At 62.2% G+C, this 16,736-nt stretch carries 10 protein-coding genes; all 10 read left to right on the top strand.

Annotation, left to right across the window (positions count from 1 at the left end; translation table 11 throughout):
• Positions 1–157 precede the first annotated feature (157 nt).
• Complete coding sequence (locus HFO99_RS29760; protein ID WP_222365273.1) at positions 158–1,948, top strand: sensor histidine kinase; 1,791 nt, start codon at positions 158–160, stop codon at positions 1,946–1,948.
• Entirely contained in the window at positions 1,945–2,397 is a 453-nt protein-coding gene (locus HFO99_RS29755) for an HPr kinase/phosphorylase (protein ID WP_222365271.1), read from the top strand. The genes HFO99_RS29760 and HFO99_RS29755 overlap by 4 nt, the downstream gene beginning before the upstream one ends.
• A gap of 150 nt (positions 2,398–2,547) precedes the next feature.
• Positions 2,548–2,949, top strand: coding sequence for a PTS sugar transporter subunit IIA (locus tag HFO99_RS29750; RefSeq protein ID WP_003544139.1), 402 nt, complete (start codon positions 2,548–2,550; stop codon positions 2,947–2,949).
• A gap of 9 nt (positions 2,950–2,958) precedes the next feature.
• Positions 2,959–3,234, top strand: coding sequence for an HPr family phosphocarrier protein (locus HFO99_RS29745; protein ID WP_018494233.1), 276 nt, complete (start codon positions 2,959–2,961; stop codon positions 3,232–3,234).
• 274 nt (positions 3,235–3,508) lie between these two features.
• The gene (gene ahcY, locus HFO99_RS29740; protein ID WP_222365269.1) at positions 3,509–4,909 is read left to right on the top strand and encodes an adenosylhomocysteinase; all 1,401 of its coding nucleotides are present in this window, start codon (positions 3,509–3,511) and stop codon (positions 4,907–4,909) included.
• A gap of 203 nt (positions 4,910–5,112) precedes the next feature.
• Positions 5,113–7,698: a PAS domain-containing sensor histidine kinase gene (locus tag HFO99_RS29735; RefSeq protein ID WP_222365267.1), complete on the top strand. Its 2,586-nt coding sequence runs from the start codon at positions 5,113–5,115 to the stop codon at positions 7,696–7,698.
• Positions 7,695–9,212: a tRNA (adenosine(37)-N6)-threonylcarbamoyltransferase complex ATPase subunit type 1 TsaE gene (gene tsaE / locus HFO99_RS29730; protein WP_222365265.1), complete on the top strand. Its 1,518-nt coding sequence runs from the start codon at positions 7,695–7,697 to the stop codon at positions 9,210–9,212. The genes HFO99_RS29735 and tsaE overlap by 4 nt, the downstream gene beginning before the upstream one ends.
• 13 nt (positions 9,213–9,225) lie before the next feature.
• Entirely contained in the window at positions 9,226–9,957 is a 732-nt protein-coding gene (locus HFO99_RS29725; protein WP_222365263.1) for a nucleotidyltransferase family protein, read from the top strand.
• Positions 9,958–9,960: 3 nt separating this feature from the next.
• A complete protein-coding gene (addB, locus tag HFO99_RS29720) occupies positions 9,961–13,152 on the top strand; it encodes a double-strand break repair protein AddB (RefSeq protein WP_222365260.1) in 3,192 nt (1,063 codons plus the stop codon).
• On the top strand, positions 13,145–16,696 hold the full coding sequence (gene addA, locus HFO99_RS29715; RefSeq protein WP_222365259.1) for a double-strand break repair helicase AddA: 3,552 nt from the start codon (positions 13,145–13,147) through the stop codon (positions 16,694–16,696). The genes addB and addA overlap by 8 nt, the downstream gene beginning before the upstream one ends.
• The last annotated feature ends 40 nt before the right edge of the window (positions 16,697–16,736 follow it).

The following is a 16,736-nucleotide window of genomic DNA, read 5'->3' as shown; positions in this document are numbered from 1 at the left end:
TAATCTCCTAAGTCGGCATCGATTTAAGGATCAAATTATGCAGCAGTTCAAAATGTCACAGCGTCCTTTGCGCGTCTGAAAAGACGCGCGGCGCTGTCAGAAATGTTGAGGGCTGCGGGCTGGTCCATCCGGCCCCGCCCTTCGAAAGGGCCTGTCATTGGCACAGTTGGTGCAGGAAAGGGATCTGGACGATGCGGAGGGCGTGAGCACCCGTCGCGTCCGAGGCCGCCGCTGGTCGCATCCCTTCACACTGATCCGCCGGATCTTCGGCAATGCCGTCTTTTCGAGCCTGACGCGGCGCATCCTGTTCTTCAATCTCGTCGCACTGGTGGTGCTCGTCGGCGGCATCCTTTATCTCAACCAGTTTCGCGAGGGATTGATCGACGCCCGCGCCGAAAGCCTGTTGACGCAGGGCGAGATCATCGCCGGCGCCGTTTCGGCCTCCGCCTCGGTCGATACCAACTCGATCACCATCGATCCGCAGAAGCTGCTCGAGCTACAGGCCGGCCAGAGCATCACCCCGGTGCCGAACGACGAGGACCTCGAATTCCCGATCGATCCTGAAAAGGTCGCGCCGGTGCTGCGCCGGCTGATCTCTCCGACGCGCACACGCGCCCGAATCTTCGATGCCGACGCCAATCTGCTGCTCGATTCGCGCCATCTCTATTCGCGCGGCCAGGTGCTGCGCTTCGACCTGCCGCCTGTTGAAGAGGCGAAACAAACCTGGAGCGAGTGGTTCGCCACTCTGTTCAACAAGGCACTGCAACCCGGCAATCTGCCGCTCTACAAGGAAGCGCCGGGCGGTGATGGCTCGATCTATCCCGAAGTGATGAACGCGCTGACCGGCGTGCGCGGTGCGGTCGTGCGCACCACCGAGAAAGGCGAACTCATCGTTTCCGTCGCCGTGCCGATCCAGCGTTTCCGCGCCGTGCTCGGGGTGCTGCTGCTGTCGACGCAGGCGGGCGACATCGACAATATCGTTCATGCCGAGCGGCTTGCCATCATGCGCGTCTTCGGCGTCGCGACGCTCGTCAACGTACTGCTGTCGCTGGTGCTTTCATCGACGATCGCCAATCCGCTGCGCCGCCTTTCGGCGGCTGCCATCCGCGTCCGGCGTGGGGCCAAGGCGCGTGAAGAGATCCCCGACTTCTCCGCCCGCCAGGATGAAATCGGTAATCTTTCCATCGCATTACGCGAGATGACGACGGCGCTCTACGACCGCATCGATGCGATCGAGAGTTTCGCGGCCGATGTCAGCCACGAGCTCAAAAATCCGCTGACCTCGCTGCGCAGCGCCGTCGAAACGCTGCCGCTTGCCAAATCCGACGATTCCAAGAAACGGCTGATGGACGTCATCCAGCATGACGTCCGCCGCCTCGACCGGCTGATCAGCGATATCTCCGACGCTTCGCGCCTTGATGCCGAACTCGCACGCGTCGATGCCGGCTCGGTCGACATGGAGGTGCTGCTGCGCGACCTCATCGAGGTGTCACGACAGGTCAGGAGCAGCAAGAAGCAGGTGCAGATCGAATATGCCGTCGAACGCAAACCGAACGTCAAGACGCGCTTTGTCGTCAACGGCCACGATCTGCGCATCGGCCAGATCATCGCCAACCTGATCGAGAATGCCCGCTCGTTCGTACCCGAGCAAGGCGGCAAGATTACAGTGCGGTTGGTGCGGACACGTTCGCGCTGCATCACCACGATCGAAGACAACGGTCCCGGCATCCAGGCGGAAAATATCGATCGAATCTTCGAGCGCTTCTATACGGACCGGCCTGAATCGGAAGGCTTCGGCCAGAATTCGGGCCTCGGCCTTTCCATCAGCCGGCAGATCGCCGAAGCCCACGGCGGTTCGCTGAGAGCAGAGAACATTACCGATGCCGAAAGCGGACATGTCCTCGGCGCTCGCTTTATCCTCGCTTTGCCAGTCGGCGCCACAGCATGACCGACGCAGCTTTCAACATCCATGCGACCGCGATCGTCGTCGGCAAGACGGGACTGCTGTTCAGCGGGCCTTCCGGCTGGGGCAAATCGATGCTGGCCTTCACCTGCATGACGGAAGCGCGCCGCCTCGGATTGTTCACGGCGCTGGTCGCCGACGACCAGGTCCTTTTGTCAGGAGAGGCCGGCACGGTCATTGCCGCATGCCCGCCGTCGATCGCCGGACTGATCGAGCTTCGCGGCACCGGTATTGTTCATCAGGACCATGTTCCCCAGGCGGCCATGCATTATGCCGTGCTTCCGGGCAGCGCTGCCGGTGAAAACCGGGTGCCCCCTGAAGGCGAAATCGTCAGTCTTGCGACCGGATTTTCGCTTCCCGCATTGCGGTTGCTCACGGGCGTTTCCTCACCCCTTGCTATCTTGATGGCAAAAGTGCCGGATATCGGGCGCTGAGGCCTTCCGGATTGGTCAATCTGCCTTATATAGTCGCATTTTTATCTTGCACTTCGGCTTTTCATAGCCAAGATGTGCCCCCACCGGTGGACGTAATTGCTGCATTGCGATATTGGGTCCACCGTTTGCGTCTATGGGAGCAGTAATATCATGATCGGACTTGTGCTTGTCACTCATGGCAAGCTGGCTGAAGAGTTTCGTCATGCTGTCGAGCACGTCGTCGGTCCTCAGAAATTCATCGAGACGGTCTGTATTGGCCCCGAAGACGACATGGACCAGAGACGGCAGGATATTCTGGAAGCTGTTTCCGGTGCCGATGATGGCCATGGCGTCGTCATCCTGACCGACATGTTCGGCGGCACGCCGTCCAATCTTGCCATATCGGTCATGAGCAGCGGCCATACCGAAGTCATTGCCGGCGTCAATCTGCCGATGTTGATCAAGCTTGCCGGCGTGCGCGGCGAGAACAACATGGAGAAGGCGCTGGTGGAAGCTTCCGAAGCCGGGCGGAAATATATCAATGTCGCGAGCCGTGTGCTTAGCGGAAAATAACGAGCATTCATGACATCGCTCTCCCGGGAACTCCTCATCATCAACAAGCGCGGTCTTCACGCGCGCGCTTCCGCCAAATTCGTACAGATGGTCGAGACCTTCGATGCCGCCATCACCGTTTCCAAGGACGGGATGACGGTCGGCGGCACCTCCATCATGGGGCTGATGATGCTTGCGGCGAGCCCCGGCTCGAGCGTCATGGTCTCGGCGAGCGGCAGCCAGGCCGAGGAAGCGCTGAATGCTCTGGATCAGCTGATCCAGAACAGGTTCGGCGAAGAAATGTGAGCGCCGGCGGGCTCATATAAACATATAAAGACTTCTTTATATCCTTATTGCCATCCCGGGCGAAGCCTGCTAAACGGCGGACATGCCGTGCGCTAAAGCACGTCGCATCGAACTTGATTCATGCAATGCGCTTTAGCTCTTGTTGTTATGCATGTCGTTGTCCCGGAACCGCTGCACATTTTCCGGCGAGATGCATGAGCATGCGGCCCATCCGTCGCGCGATCATCGTCGCGCCTGCGCCAATTTTGAGACTTTTTTCAGCCTGGAGGCCTCTATGAGCACTGAAAAAGATTATGTCGTCGCCGATATCGGGCTTGCGGATTTCGGCCGCAAGGAAATTACGATCGCCGAAACCGAAATGCCGGGGCTGATGTCCTGCCGCACCGAATTCGGCCAGACAAAGCCGTTGAAGGGCGCGCGCATCACCGGCTCGCTGCACATGACCATCCAGACGGCCGTACTCATCGAAACGCTGGTCGCGCTTGGCGCCGAAGTCCGCTGGGCCTCGTGCAACATCTTCTCGACGCAAGATCATGCCGCTGCCGCGATCGCCGCTTCCGGCGTGCCTGTCTTCGCCATCAAGGGCGAGTCGCTCCAAGATTACTGGGTCTACACCGACAAGATCTTCCAGTGGGCTGACGGCGGCCTTTCCAACATGATCCTCGACGACGGCGGCGACGCCACCATGTACATCCTGCTTGGCGCCCGCGCAGAAGCCGGCGAGGACGTGCTGTCTCATCCGCATTCCGAAGAAGAGGAAATCCTCTTCGCCCAGATCAAGAAGCGCCTTGCCGCTTCGCCTGGCTGGTTCACCAAGCAGCGCGACGGGATCAAGGGCGTCACCGAGGAAACGACGACCGGCGTCAACCGCCTTTACCAGCTCAGCCAGAAGGGCCTGCTGCCCTTCCCGGCAATCAACGTCAACGACTCGGTCACCAAGTCGAAATTCGACAACAAGTATGGCTGCAAGGAATCGCTGGTCGACGGCATCCGTCGCGGCACCGACGTCATGATGGCCGGCAAGGTTGCCGTCGTCTGCGGATACGGCGACGTCGGCAAGGGTTCTGCCGCTTCGCTCTCCGGCGCCGGCGCCCGCGTCAAGGTGACCGAAGCCGATCCGATCTGCGCATTGCAGGCTGCGATGGACGGTTATGAAGTCGTTCTGCTCGAGGACGTCGTTTCCTCGGCCGATATCTTCATCACCACCACCGGCAACAAGGACGTCATCCGCATCGACCATATGCGGGCGATGAAGGATATGGCGATCGTCGGCAACATCGGTCACTTCGACAACGAGATCGAAGTCGCTGCATTGCGCAATCTCAAGTGGACCAACGTCAAGCCGCAGGTCGACCTGATCGAATTTCCCAAGGGCAACCGCATCATCCTTCTTTCCGAAGGCCGTCTGCTCAACCTCGGCAACGCCACCGGCCATCCGTCCTTCGTGATGTCGGCTTCGTTCACCAACCAGACGCTGGCGCAGATCGAGCTCTTCACCAAGCCCGACCAGTATTCCAACCAGGTCTATATCCTGCCGAAGCATCTCGACGAGAAGGTCGCACGCCTGCATCTCGACAAGCTCGGCGTGAAGCTGACTGAGCTTTCTGAGGAACAGGCTGCCTATATCGGCGTCTCGCCGAAGGGCCCGTTCAAGTCCGACCACTACAGATACTGATTTGATCGTTAATATCCACAAGATGTAGAAGCCGCGGCATTGACAAATGCCGCGGCTTATTTTTTGGACGCTCCCTTCCCGCAAATTCCCTTCCGAAGTATTGTTTTAAGACTTGATTCGTGGCGCCGGACCCTGTCCGACCGCTGCGAAAATGGGATGTCTTGTCGTAATGCGGCACATTGAAGGACGGAGACATACCGCGGATGTCGGAAATAAGAAGCAGCCTGCCCGGTCAGGCGGATGATGGCGGTCGCGCCGATCACCGCCCGCTCATGGCAGGCCGAGGATATAAATTTGCAACGGCACACGAGGCCGCAAAGCAAGAGCACGGACCACTGGCGCGCTTCCTGAAAAGCTGCGCCGCCGGCACGGCGCTTGCCGCGCTGGCGCGGCCGGCTCTGGCACAGGCGGAGCAGCAGGCGGCGGCCTCGACTCACCTCTTCACATCCTCGCAGGTGATCGGTGTTTCCGTCGTCATCGGCGTCATATCGGCAGCGCTGCTGTCGACGCTGTGGCTGGTGCGTCAGCGCGGCAATCTGGAAAACGAGAGCCGGGAAATCCGCTCAGCGCTCTCCGATGCCCAGCAGCGCATTTCGCAATACCAGGCTCTGATCGCCGACAAGAACCGGCGGATCGTCATCTGGGACGGCAATGCGCGCCCCGAACTGCTCGGCCAGCTTCCGCCCGAGACCGGCGCGCCGCAGGACGGCGAATTCCTGGCCTTCGGCCTGTGGCTGAAGTCACGTTCGGCTTCCGAGTTGGAAAAGGCGATCGACCGGTTGCGCGACGAGGCGCAGAGCTTCGACATGGTGGTCGAAACCATCCGCGACGAAATCCTCGAGGCGCAGGGCCGGGTTTCCGGCGGGCGCGCGTTCGTCCGTTTCGTGGCGCTCAACAATCTGCGCGCCGAGCTCGCAGAGCTCAGGATCGAGCGCGACCGGCTGATGACCTCGATCTCTGCCTTCCAGACCATGCTGGACTCGATCGACATGCCGGCCTGGCAGCGCGATCCGGTGGGCCGCCTGACCTGGGTCAACCAGGCTTATGGCGAGGCGGTCGAAGCGCGATCGCCGCAGCAGGCGATCAATGAAGGCCGCGAGATGCTGACGACCGTCGCGCGCGAACGAATTCGTGCCACGACGACGCCGGAATCGCCCTTCCACGACAAGATCTCGACCGTCGTGCGCGGCAATCGGACATTCTTCGACGTCGTCGACGTCAGGGTTCCCGGCGGTTCGGCCGGCATCGCGATCGATGTATCCGACATAGAGGCAGTGCGCGCCGAGCTGGAACGGACGCTGAAGAGCCATGCCGAAACGCTCGACCATCTCGCCACGCCGGTTGCCATCTTCGACGGCGAGCGCCGGCTGCAATTCTACAATCAGGCCTTCGTCGCGCTCTGGGAACTGGATATCGCCTTCCTCGAAGGCCGGCCGGACAATAGCGAGTTGCTCGAGCGGCTGCGCGCCGCCAAGAAGTTGCCGGACCAGCTCAACTGGAAAAGCTGGAAGGAGGCGGCGCTTTCCGTTTATCGCGCGCTCGACACGCAAACGGATCTTTGGCACCTGCCCAACGGACAGACGTTGCGGGTCTTCGCCACCGCTCATCCGCAGGGCGGCGCCACCTGGGTGTTCGAAAATCTGACCGAGCAGGTCGATCTCGAAACGCGCTACAACACGCTGGTCAAGGTGCAGGGCGAAACGATCGACCACCTTTCCGAAGGTGTGGCGGTTTTCGGTCCTGATGGACGCATCCGACTTTCCAACCCGGCCTTCCGTGCGCTCTGGGGGATCACCGAAACCCAAGCCAAGCCCGGCACCCATATCCGTGCGCTGGGCGAGGCCTGCGCGCCGTCCTATGACCGGCCGGACGGCTGGAAGACCTTCGCGGAACTGATCACCAGCTTCGACGACGAACGCCGCTCGGGCCAGGGAACGCTGGAACTCTTCTCTGGCCTCGTGCTCGACTACGCCGTCATCCCGCTGCCGAACGCCCAGACCATGCTGACCTTCGTCAACATGACGGACAGCGTGCGTGCCGAGCGCGCGCTGACCGAGAAGAACGAAGCACTGCGCAAGGCCGACGAGCTGAAGAACGACTTCGTCCAGCACGTTTCCTATGAACTGCGTTCGCCACTGACCAACATCATCGGCTTCACCGATCTCCTGCGTACGCCGGGCGTCGGGCCGCTTACCGAACGGCAGGCCGAATATATCGACCACATCTCGACCTCGTCCTCGGTTCTGTTGACGCTCGTCAACGATATTCTCGACCTTGCGACCGTCGACGCCGGCATCATGCGCCTCAATTATGCGGATATCGATCTCAACGATCTGCTCGACGACGTCTCGATGCAGATCGCCGATCGCCTCCACGAAAGCGGCGTCGCGCTTGAAATCACCGCTCCTGCCTATCTCGGCTCGATCGTTGCCGATCCGCAGCGTCTGAAGCAGATCCTTCTGAAGCTTCTGTCCAATGCGGCGAATTTCTCGCCCGAAGGCACCTCGATCTCGCTGGAATGCCGTCGCGAAGGCACGGATTTCGTCTTCGCCGTCAGCGATCGCGGCCCCGGCATCTCACCTGACATGATCGCGACCGTCTTCGACCGTTTTGCCACGGGAGCGAAAAGCGGCAAACGCGGCGGCGCCGGCCTCGGCCTCTCGATCGTCGACAGCTTCGTCAGTCTGCATCATGGCGATGTGACGATCGACAGCGAGCCGGGCAAGGGCACGACCGTCGTCTGCCGTATCCCCTCGGTCGATGTCCCGCATTCCGCCGCCGCCGAATGACGACCAGTGATGCGATCTCGCTTTTCCTGAAAGACGAGGCGGCTACCATCCGCCTCGGCGAGGACCTGGCACTGGCCCTGAAGGCCGGCGATTGCATCGCCCTTTCCGGCGATCTCGGCGCGGGGAAATCCTCGCTCGCCCGCGCGATCCTGCGCGCCATGGCCGATGACGAGGGGCTTGAGGTCCCGAGCCCGACCTTCACGCTGGTGCAATCCTACGATCTGCGCATCGCCGTTTCGCATTTCGATCTCTACCGGCTCGGTGATCCGGCCGAACTGACGGAGCTTGGCTTCGACGAGGCGCTGCAGGACGGTATCTGTCTCGTCGAATGGCCTGAGATGGCGCTGAGCGAACTGCCCGCGCAGCGCATCACGCTGACGCTGGCGCACGAAGGCAGCGGCCGCCGGGCAACGATCGAAGCCGCTGGCGCGCAAAAAACACGCATCCGCCGCGTCCTGGCGATCCGCGATTTCCTTGATGCCGGCGGTTACCCCGCCGCGAGACGCCGCTTCTTGACCGGTGATGCCTCGCTGCGCGCCTATGAGGCGATCTATCCGCAAGCCGGGAACCAACGCATCATCCTGATGGACTGGCCGCCGCTTGCTGAAGGCCCGCCGGTTCTCGACGGCAAACCCTATCCCAAAGTCGCGCATCTTGCCGAAAACGCCTATCCCTTCGTGGCGATCGCCGATACGCTGCGCACGGATGGTTTTGCGGCGCCCGAAGTCTACAAGGTGGATTATAATAAGGGTATCCTGCTGATCGAAGATCTCGGCAGCGAAGGCGTGCTGGATGCGCAGGGACAGCCGGTTACAGAACGCTATCGCGAAAGCGTTGCCTGCCTGGCTAAGCTGCACGCCCTGGAATTTCCGCAAGACATCCCCGTTGGAAAGGGCCATATCCACCATATTCCCGATTTCGACCGGACGGCGATGAAGATGGAGGTGCGGCTGGTGCTCGACTGGCACCTGCCCTGGAAGCGCCAGGGCGCACCCGCAACGGAAGCCGAACGGACGGAATATCTGGCGATCTGGGACGCGCTCATCGACGAGCTCGCAACGGCCGAGAACAACCTGCTGCTGCGCGACTTCCATTCGCCGAACATCATCTGGCGCGAACATGAAAGCGGTATTCGCAAGATCGGCCTCATCGATTTCCAGGACGCGATGATCGGCCCGACGGCCTACGACCTTGCCTCGATCGTCCAGGATGCGCGCGTGACGATCGAGCCGGACCTCTTCCGGCAGCTGATGGATGATTATCTGACGCTTCGCCACGGACAGGGCGGTTTCGACGAAGCGGGATTTATGAAGGCCTGGGCGATCATGTCGGCGCAGCGCAATTGCAAGCTTGCCGGTCTTTGGGTGCGCTTGTTGCAGCGCGACGGCAAGCCGGGCTACCTGAAACACATGCCGCGCACGCTTTCCTATCTGAACGTCGCGCTTCAGCATGAAACGCTTGCCCCCTTGCGCGATTGGTGCGCAAGGGCTGGAATAGGCCAGAGCGAATCATAAGTTCCGGATCAGAATGACCATCAGACAAGCCATGGTACTGGCCGCGGGTCTCGGAACCCGCATGCGCCCGATCACCGATACGATCCCGAAGCCGCTGGTGAAGATCGACGGCAAGCCGATGATCGACTACGCACTGGATTGCCTGGTGGCGGCCGGCATCGAACGCGCCGTCGTCAACGTTCACCACCACGCCGACCAGATGCTCGACCATCTCGGGAATTATCACGGCCTCGACATCGTCATATCAGACGAGCGGGACGCGCTGATGAATTCCGGCGGCGGCTTGGCGAAGGGGCTGAGGTTGCTTAGCCGCGACAATATCTTCGTCATGAATGCCGATCTCTTCTGGATCGGCGAACAGCCGGGGCGACCGACGAACCTACAACGTTTAGCCGGATTCTTCGATGCCGAGCGCATGGACATGGCGCTGCTTTGCGTTGGGATCGAGGATACGACGGGTCACAACGGCAAGAACGACTTCAGCCTGGCAACCGATGGCCGGCTGACGCGTTATCGTGACGATCCGTCCAATCCCGTCGTCTATGCCGGAGCGATCGTCATGAACCCGTCGTTGCTCGACGATGCACCGAAGGATGCCTTCAACCTCAATCTCTATTTCGACAAGGCGATCGCGCGCGGACGGCTTTTCGGCATGGTGCTCGAAGGCCACTGGCTGACGGTCGGCACGCCGGAAGCGATCGGCGAGGCAGAGGAAACGATCCGGCGATTACGGGCGTTTGCGTAAGCCATGGCGGAGCGGCACCAGCCACGCATCCTGACGATCCCGGCGGGCCTCTCCTTCCTGAAAACGCTGGCGACGACACTTTGCGACGGCCGATTGACGCCGATTTTCCGGCACGACGCCGATGATCCGCTATCGCTTGCCAAAGTGACGATCTACCTGCCGACCCGGCGCGCCGTGCGTGTGCTGCGGTCCGAATTCGTCGACCTGCTCGGCGGCCGCTCGGCGATCCTCCCCGTCATCCGTCCGCTTGGCGAAACCGATGACGATAGTGGCTATTTCGACGAGGCGCTGCCGGCAACGATCGATCTCGCCCAGCCGCTGTCGAATACCGCCCGTCTGCTGGAGCTGGCGCGTCTGATCCTGGCCTGGCGAAACAAGCTGCCGGAGATCGTCCGCCACATTCACTCGGACTCGCCGCTCGTCGCGCCGGCAAGCCCGGCGGATGCGATCTGGCTCGCCCGCAATCTTGCCGAGTTGATCGATTCCATCGAGACCGAGGATCTCGACTGGTCGGAGCTGTCGAAACTCGATACCGGCGATTATGCCGCCTGGTGGCAGTTGACGGCGGAGTTCCTGCAGATCGCCAGCGCCTTCTGGCCCGAGCGGCTTTCCGAACTCGGCAAATCCTCGCCGGCGCGGCACAGAAACGCCATTCTCCGGGCCGAAGCAAGCCGGCTTTCGGCAACGAAACCCGCCGGGCCGATCATCATCGCCGGTTCGACGGGTTCCGTTCCCGCCACCGCCGATCTCATCGCCGCCGTCGCCCATCTGCCGGAAGGTGTGATCGTGCTTCCGGGCCTCGATCTCTCCATGCCCGAGAAGCACTGGCAGATGGTCGCGCCGGAACCGGCGCCCGGCCAACATGCCAATCCGGCAAGCCGGAGCCATCCGCAATATGGTCTGTCGTCTCTGCTCAAGCGGCTGAAGCTGACGCGGGCCGACGTCACGCTGCTCGACAGACCGGAGGCCGATGTTGAGCGGCGTGCCGAAATCGTGTCGCGGGCACTTGCCCCGGCGGAGGCGACCAGCGACTGGGGAGCGTGGAAAAACGACCTGCCGGCAGGCGCGCTGTCTTCTGCCTTTTCTGATATCTCGCTGATTGAAGCCGCCAATGAGCGCGAGGAAGCAACCGCCATTGCCATCGCGCTCCGGCTTGCGTTGGAGAGGCCGGGACAGGACAGCGAGAGCCGGGCAGCACTCATCACTCCGGACCGCAATCTCGCGCGGCGGGTGATGGCCGAGCTTTCCCGCTTCGGCATCCTCGCCGACGATTCGGCCGGCACACCGCTTTCGGCCATGCCGCAGGGCACCTTGCTGCAATTGCTGCTGGAGGCAGCGCTGCGGCCGGGCGATCCGGTGGCGATCGTCTCGCTACTCAAACATCCGCTTGCCCGCTTCGGCCTGGAGCGCGGCGCATTGATTTCCGCTACCGAGGCGCTCGAGCTGCTGGCACTGCGCGGCGGCGTGGCAGAGGTGGATATCAGCACGCTGGAACCGCTGCTCGCCCACCAACTTGCCGAACAGGCCCTGGACAGGCACGCGCCGCAATGGCGAAAAGCGCTTTCGCCCGAGGCCGCGGACGCCGCATACGACCTTGCCCGGCGGGTCACACAAGCAACCGAGCCTCTGGCTTCGGCACTGATGCGGGAGCGGGCGGAAGATCGCGGAAGAACAGTGCGCTTCACATTGTCCGAATGGGCAGAGCGCACCGGCCGTTCGCTGGAAGCAATCGCAGTCGATCCGCACGGCAATCTCGCCGATCTCTGGTCGAACGAAGCGGGAGATGCCCTCGCCGCCCTGCTCGGTGAAGTGATCGACACGGACGGCCAGATGGAGGCCGACGGACCGCAATGGATCGACATCATGGCAGCTCTTGCCGCCGGTCATGCGGTGAAGCCACGGGCGCTCAGCCATCCTCGCCTCTTCATCTTCGGCACGCTGGAAGCCCGCCTGCAGAGCGTCGATACGTTGATCCTCGGCGGCCTGAACGAAGGCACCTGGCCGGGACAGACCGCTAACAATCCCTTCATTCCGCGAATGATGAAGACGGAAATCGGCCTCGAGCCGCCGGAGCGGCGCATCGGCCAGCTGGCGCATGATTTCGAGATGGCAAACGGCACACGCCATCTGATCTATTCGCGCGCGCTGCGCCAGGGCTCGACGCCGACCGTTGCCTCGCGTTGGCTGCAGCGGCTGCTGGCGCTCGGCGGAGAGGCGTTCGAAGCGGAATTGAGGGCTCGCGGTGGTCGGTTTCTCCAATGGGCCGCTCTCATCGATCGAGGCGAGGCCCAAGCGCCGGCGCAACGACCCTCGCCGAAACCGCCGCTGGCGCTGCAGCCGAAATCCTATTCCTTCAGCGAAGTCGGCCGGCTGCGCCGAGATCCCTATGCCATCTTTGCCCGTCGCATCCTGCGGCTCGACCCGGTCGACCCGTTCAATAGCGATCCGGGTGCGGCCGAACGCGGAACGCTCTACCACAAGATCATCGACCGGTTCATCCGCGAAGCCCATATCGCCGGCACGCCGGATGCGGCAGCGGCGATGGAGCACGTCCTTTCCGAGCTTTTCGACATGGAAAAGTTGCCGCCGCATATCGATGCCGTGTGGCGGCCGCGCTTTCGCGCGGTGGCCCGCGCCTTCCTCGAATGGGAGGCTGGACGCCGGCATGGCATCCTAAAAACGCTGACGGAGGTGCGGGGCGGCATGGAGCTGGAGCCAATCAATATCCGGCTCACCGGCGTCGCAGACCGGATCGACATAACAGGACCACACTCGGCCGATATCATCGACTACAAGACTGGCTACAATCCCTCACCGGCGCAGGCGCGCGTGCTTCTCGATCCGCAGCTTGCGCTTGAAGCGGCGGCCTTGAGCGCCGGCGCTTTTCGCGATGCCGGCAGCCTCGTGCCGCAGGATCTTCTCTATGTGCGTCTGCGCCCGGGAAATCGCTTTCAAGTCGATACCGTCAACAACGAGAGCGCGGTCCGCAGCGACAAGGCGAAATCGGCGATGGATCTCGCCGCCGAATCGATCGACCAGCTGGTCAAATTCGTGGGATTGCTGCAATCCAGCGAAAGAGGCTTTACCTCGCGGCTGATCCCGGCCCAGCAATTCGATTTCGGCGGCGACTATGATCATCTCGCCCGCGTCTCCGAATGGTCGACGGCCGAAACCGAAGAGGGCGGCGATGAGTGATGTGACCGCCCTTCCCAACGATGACGATCCGGGCGCCTGGATCGGCTGGACGACGATCCAGCAAGCGATTGCCTCCGATCCGCTGCGTTCAGCATGGGTCTCGGCCAATGCCGGGTCCGGCAAGACGCATGTGCTGACACAGCGCGTCATCCGGCTGCTGCTATCAGGTGCGCGGCCTTCCGCCATTTTATGCCTCACCTACACCAAGGCCGCAGCGTCGGAAATGTCGAACCGCGTCTTCGAACGGCTGGCGGAATGGGTGGTGCTTGACGATGAGGACCTCGGCCGGCGCATCACACAGATCGAAGGCACGGCTCCCGACGGACTGAAGCTTGCCGAGGCACGCCGGCTGTTTGCCAAGGCGCTGGAAACACCCGGCGGACTGAAGATCCAGACGATCCATGCCTTTTGCGAGGCACTGCTGCATCAGTTCCCGCTGGAGGCCAACGTTGCCGGGCATTTTTCGGTTCTCGACGATCGCGCGGCGGTGGCGCTGCTTTCCGATGCGCGCCGGGCGCTGCTGACGGCAACGGCACCTGACGAAGACAGCGCCCTTGCCGAGGCATTCGCCTACGTGCTCAATCTCGGCGACGAATCCGGGCTGGAGAACCTGCTCGGCGACATCGTCGCCAACCGCAATGCCATTCGTCGTTTCACCGCGACGGCCGAACAGCAAGGAGGTGTGGAGAAGGTCCTGCGCAAAAGGCTCGGCCTTGCCGTCGGCGACACGGAAGAAAGAATTGCAGCGCAATATTGGCCTTTGCCGGAGCTTTCGGGCGGTACGCTGGAGCTTTATCTCTCGCTTGCCGACCAGAAGGGCGGTGCGAAGGCGCAGGAGGTTGCCTATGGCCTCAGGCTCGCCGGACGGGAGCGCGATGACGCAAGGCGCGCGCAATTTCTCGAGAAAATCTTTCTGACCCTGAAGGGCGAGCCCAAGGCGGACTCGCAATTCTTCGTCAAGGCCATGCTTGCCGAGGCACCGCAGCTGGCGGAGGCCATCGCCATTGCCCGAGCGCATGTCGCAGCAAGCCGCGACCGACTGAAACTGATGCGGATGTACGGCGCCACACATGCAGCGCTCGTGCTCGCCGATCGGCTGAATCACGACTATGAGGAGTTGAAGAAGCAGCGCAGCCAGCTCGATTTCGAGGACCTGATCACCCGCACCGCCGACCTGCTGACCAAAAGTGGCGTCGGTCCCTGGATCCACTACAAGCTCGATCGCGGCATCGACCATATCCTCGTCGACGAGGCGCAGGATACCAGCCCGATCCAGTGGAGCGTCATCCAGTCGCTCGCCGAAGATTTCTTCTCCGGCGAAAGCGCCCGGCCGATCGTGCGCACGCTTTTTGCCGTCGGCGACGAAAAGCAGTCGATCTATTCCTTCCAGGGGGCAAGGCCCGAGCGTTTTTCCGAGGAGAGCGACCGGACGCGGCGGCGCGTTTCCGATAGCGGGCAGAGTTTTTCTTCGGTGCGGCTGCCGCTGTCGTTCCGCTCGACTGCCGACGTGCTCGAGGCGGTCGACCACATTTTCAAGACACCCGAGAACGCGCGCGGCCTTAGCGCGCTCGGCGAACCGGTCGTGCATCGTTCCAGCCGCATCGGACATCCCGGCGCCGTCGATCTCTGGGAGATGGTTGCGCCGGAAGCAGTGGTGAAGGAAGAGGACTGGACGGCGCCCTTCGACGCGACGCCGGAAAGCGCGCCGGCCGCAATCCTCGCGCGGCGGATCGCCCACTCGATCGGCACGCTTGTTGGCCGTGAAACCATCATCGACAAAGGCGAGGAGCGCCTGATCGAGGCCGGCGACATCCTGGTGCTGGTGCGCAAGCGCGATGCCTTCGTCAATGCGTTGACGCGCGCGTTGAAGCGCCGCGGCGATATTCCCGTCGCCGGTGCGGACAGGCTGGTGCTGACCAGCCATATCGCCGTGCAGGATCTGCTGGCGCTCGGCCGTTTCCTGCTTCTGCCGGAAGACGATCTTTCGCTCGCCGCCGTGCTCAAGAGCCCGCTTTTCGATCTCTCCGAGGACGACATCTTTGCGATCGCCGCATTGCGCGGCGACAGTGAAAGCGTCTGGAGCCATCTCAAAAGCTTCGCCGCCGACGGCACCGAGCGTTTTCGCGCTGCCGTCGAGAGGCTGGAGCTGTTTCTCCGGCAGTCCAGGAGCCTGTCGGTCCATGATTTCTATGCGCGCGTGCTGAGCAGCTATGGCGGGCGGCGGCAATTCCTTGCCCGCCTCGGCACCGAGGTCAGCGATATCCTCGACGAATTCCTGACCTTCACGCTCGACCATGAGAGCTCCGGCCTTCCCGGTCTGCAATCCTTCATCTCGACGCTGGAACTCGAAGCCCCGGTAATGAAGCGCGAGCAGGACAAGGGGCGCAACGAGGTGCGGATCATGACGGTGCATGCCTCCAAGGGTCTTGAAGCACCGATCGTTTTCCTTGTCGACGGTGGTTCGAAGGCCTTCACCCATACGCATCTGCCGAAGCTTCGCCTGATCGAGACCGGTGTCGACGAGCCGCCGATGCCCGTCTGGGTTCCTGTCTCCGATCTTGCCAATTCGCTGACCCAGGACGATGCCGCGCGTATCCAGATGCTGGCGGAAGAAGAATACCGCCGGTTGCTCTATGTCGCCATGACGCGCGCCGCCGACCGGCTGGTCGTCTGCGGCTATCGTGGCGTGCGTGTGAACAATGACACTTGGCATATGATGATTTCGACGGCATTGCGCGACGACCATCCGCATGTGGAGGCGACCATATTCTCCGGTTCCGATGGGGAATGGCCGGGCATCAAATGGCGCGTGCCGCGGGTGGAACGACGCTTCGAACGCATCGATCGCAGCCAAGAGCGTGGCAGCGAGGAGACCTTGCCGGCCGGCCTGTTGCGGCCATTGCCGACGCAGGCTGAGCTGCCCCGGCCGCTCAGCCCTTCCGGCGCCGGGACGATCATCGATGAAGACGAGGGCGGCCTGCTGGTCGTCTCGCCGCTGTTTAGCGAAAAGGAGCGCAGCGATCGTTCGCTGGAGAAAGGCAGGCTGATCCATCGCATGCTGCAGGCGCTTCCCGAAATTCCGCTTGGCGAGCGACCTGATGCGGCGAGCCGCTATGCCGAAAGGGCGGCACGATTCTGGCCGGAAGCCGAAAGGCGCAAGCTTGTCGATTCGGTTCTGAAACTATTGGACGAGGAAGGTCTGCAGGCTGTCCTCAGTGCGCAGGCCCAGCCCGAGGTCTCGATCATGGGAACATTGACGCTCGAAGACCGGCGCTATGCCGTCTCCGGCCGCATCGACCGGCTTGCCGTCCTTGCCGATCGCGTCGTCATTCTCGACTACAAGACCAATCGGGTGCCGCCGGCAACAGAGGAGGCTATCCCCTTCGCGCACCGGGCGCAGCTGGCGATCTATCGCGAGATCCTGACGCCGCTCTATCCTGACAAGCGTATCGATTGCATGCTTGTCTATACCGAGAACGCTTCGCTCTTCACGCTGAGCGAAAAGGCGCTCGGTTTGGCGCTTGCAGCGGTCAAGACAAAGTGAAATACCGGACATTGAAAATTCGGCACCGCACCATCACATG

Origin of the sequence: Rhizobium leguminosarum, assembly GCF_019798305.1 — a bacterium.
Lineage (GTDB): Bacteria > Pseudomonadota > Alphaproteobacteria > Rhizobiales > Rhizobiaceae > Rhizobium > Rhizobium leguminosarum_U.
Note: the sequence above shows the minus strand (reverse complement) of the source record. Positions and strands in the feature narration are given on the sequence as shown.

Coding starts and splice junctions, on each gene's coding strand:
- HFO99_RS29755 (WP_222365271.1), top strand. CDS start 1,945: ATGACCGACGCAGCTTTCAACATCCATGCGACCGCGATCGTCGTCGGC.
- HFO99_RS29750 (WP_003544139.1), top strand. CDS start 2,548: ATGATCGGACTTGTGCTTGTCACTCATGGCAAGCTGGCTGAAGAGTTT.
- HFO99_RS29745 (WP_018494233.1), top strand. CDS start 2,959: ATGACATCGCTCTCCCGGGAACTCCTCATCATCAACAAGCGCGGTCTT.
- ahcY (WP_222365269.1), top strand. CDS start 3,509: ATGAGCACTGAAAAAGATTATGTCGTCGCCGATATCGGGCTTGCGGAT.
- HFO99_RS29735 (WP_222365267.1), top strand. CDS start 5,113: ATGTCGGAAATAAGAAGCAGCCTGCCCGGTCAGGCGGATGATGGCGGT.
- tsaE (WP_222365265.1), top strand. CDS start 7,695: ATGACGACCAGTGATGCGATCTCGCTTTTCCTGAAAGACGAGGCGGCT.
- HFO99_RS29725 (WP_222365263.1), top strand. CDS start 9,226: ATGACCATCAGACAAGCCATGGTACTGGCCGCGGGTCTCGGAACCCGC.
- addB (WP_222365260.1), top strand. CDS start 9,961: ATGGCGGAGCGGCACCAGCCACGCATCCTGACGATCCCGGCGGGCCTC.
- addA (WP_222365259.1), top strand. CDS start 13,145: ATGAGTGATGTGACCGCCCTTCCCAACGATGACGATCCGGGCGCCTGG.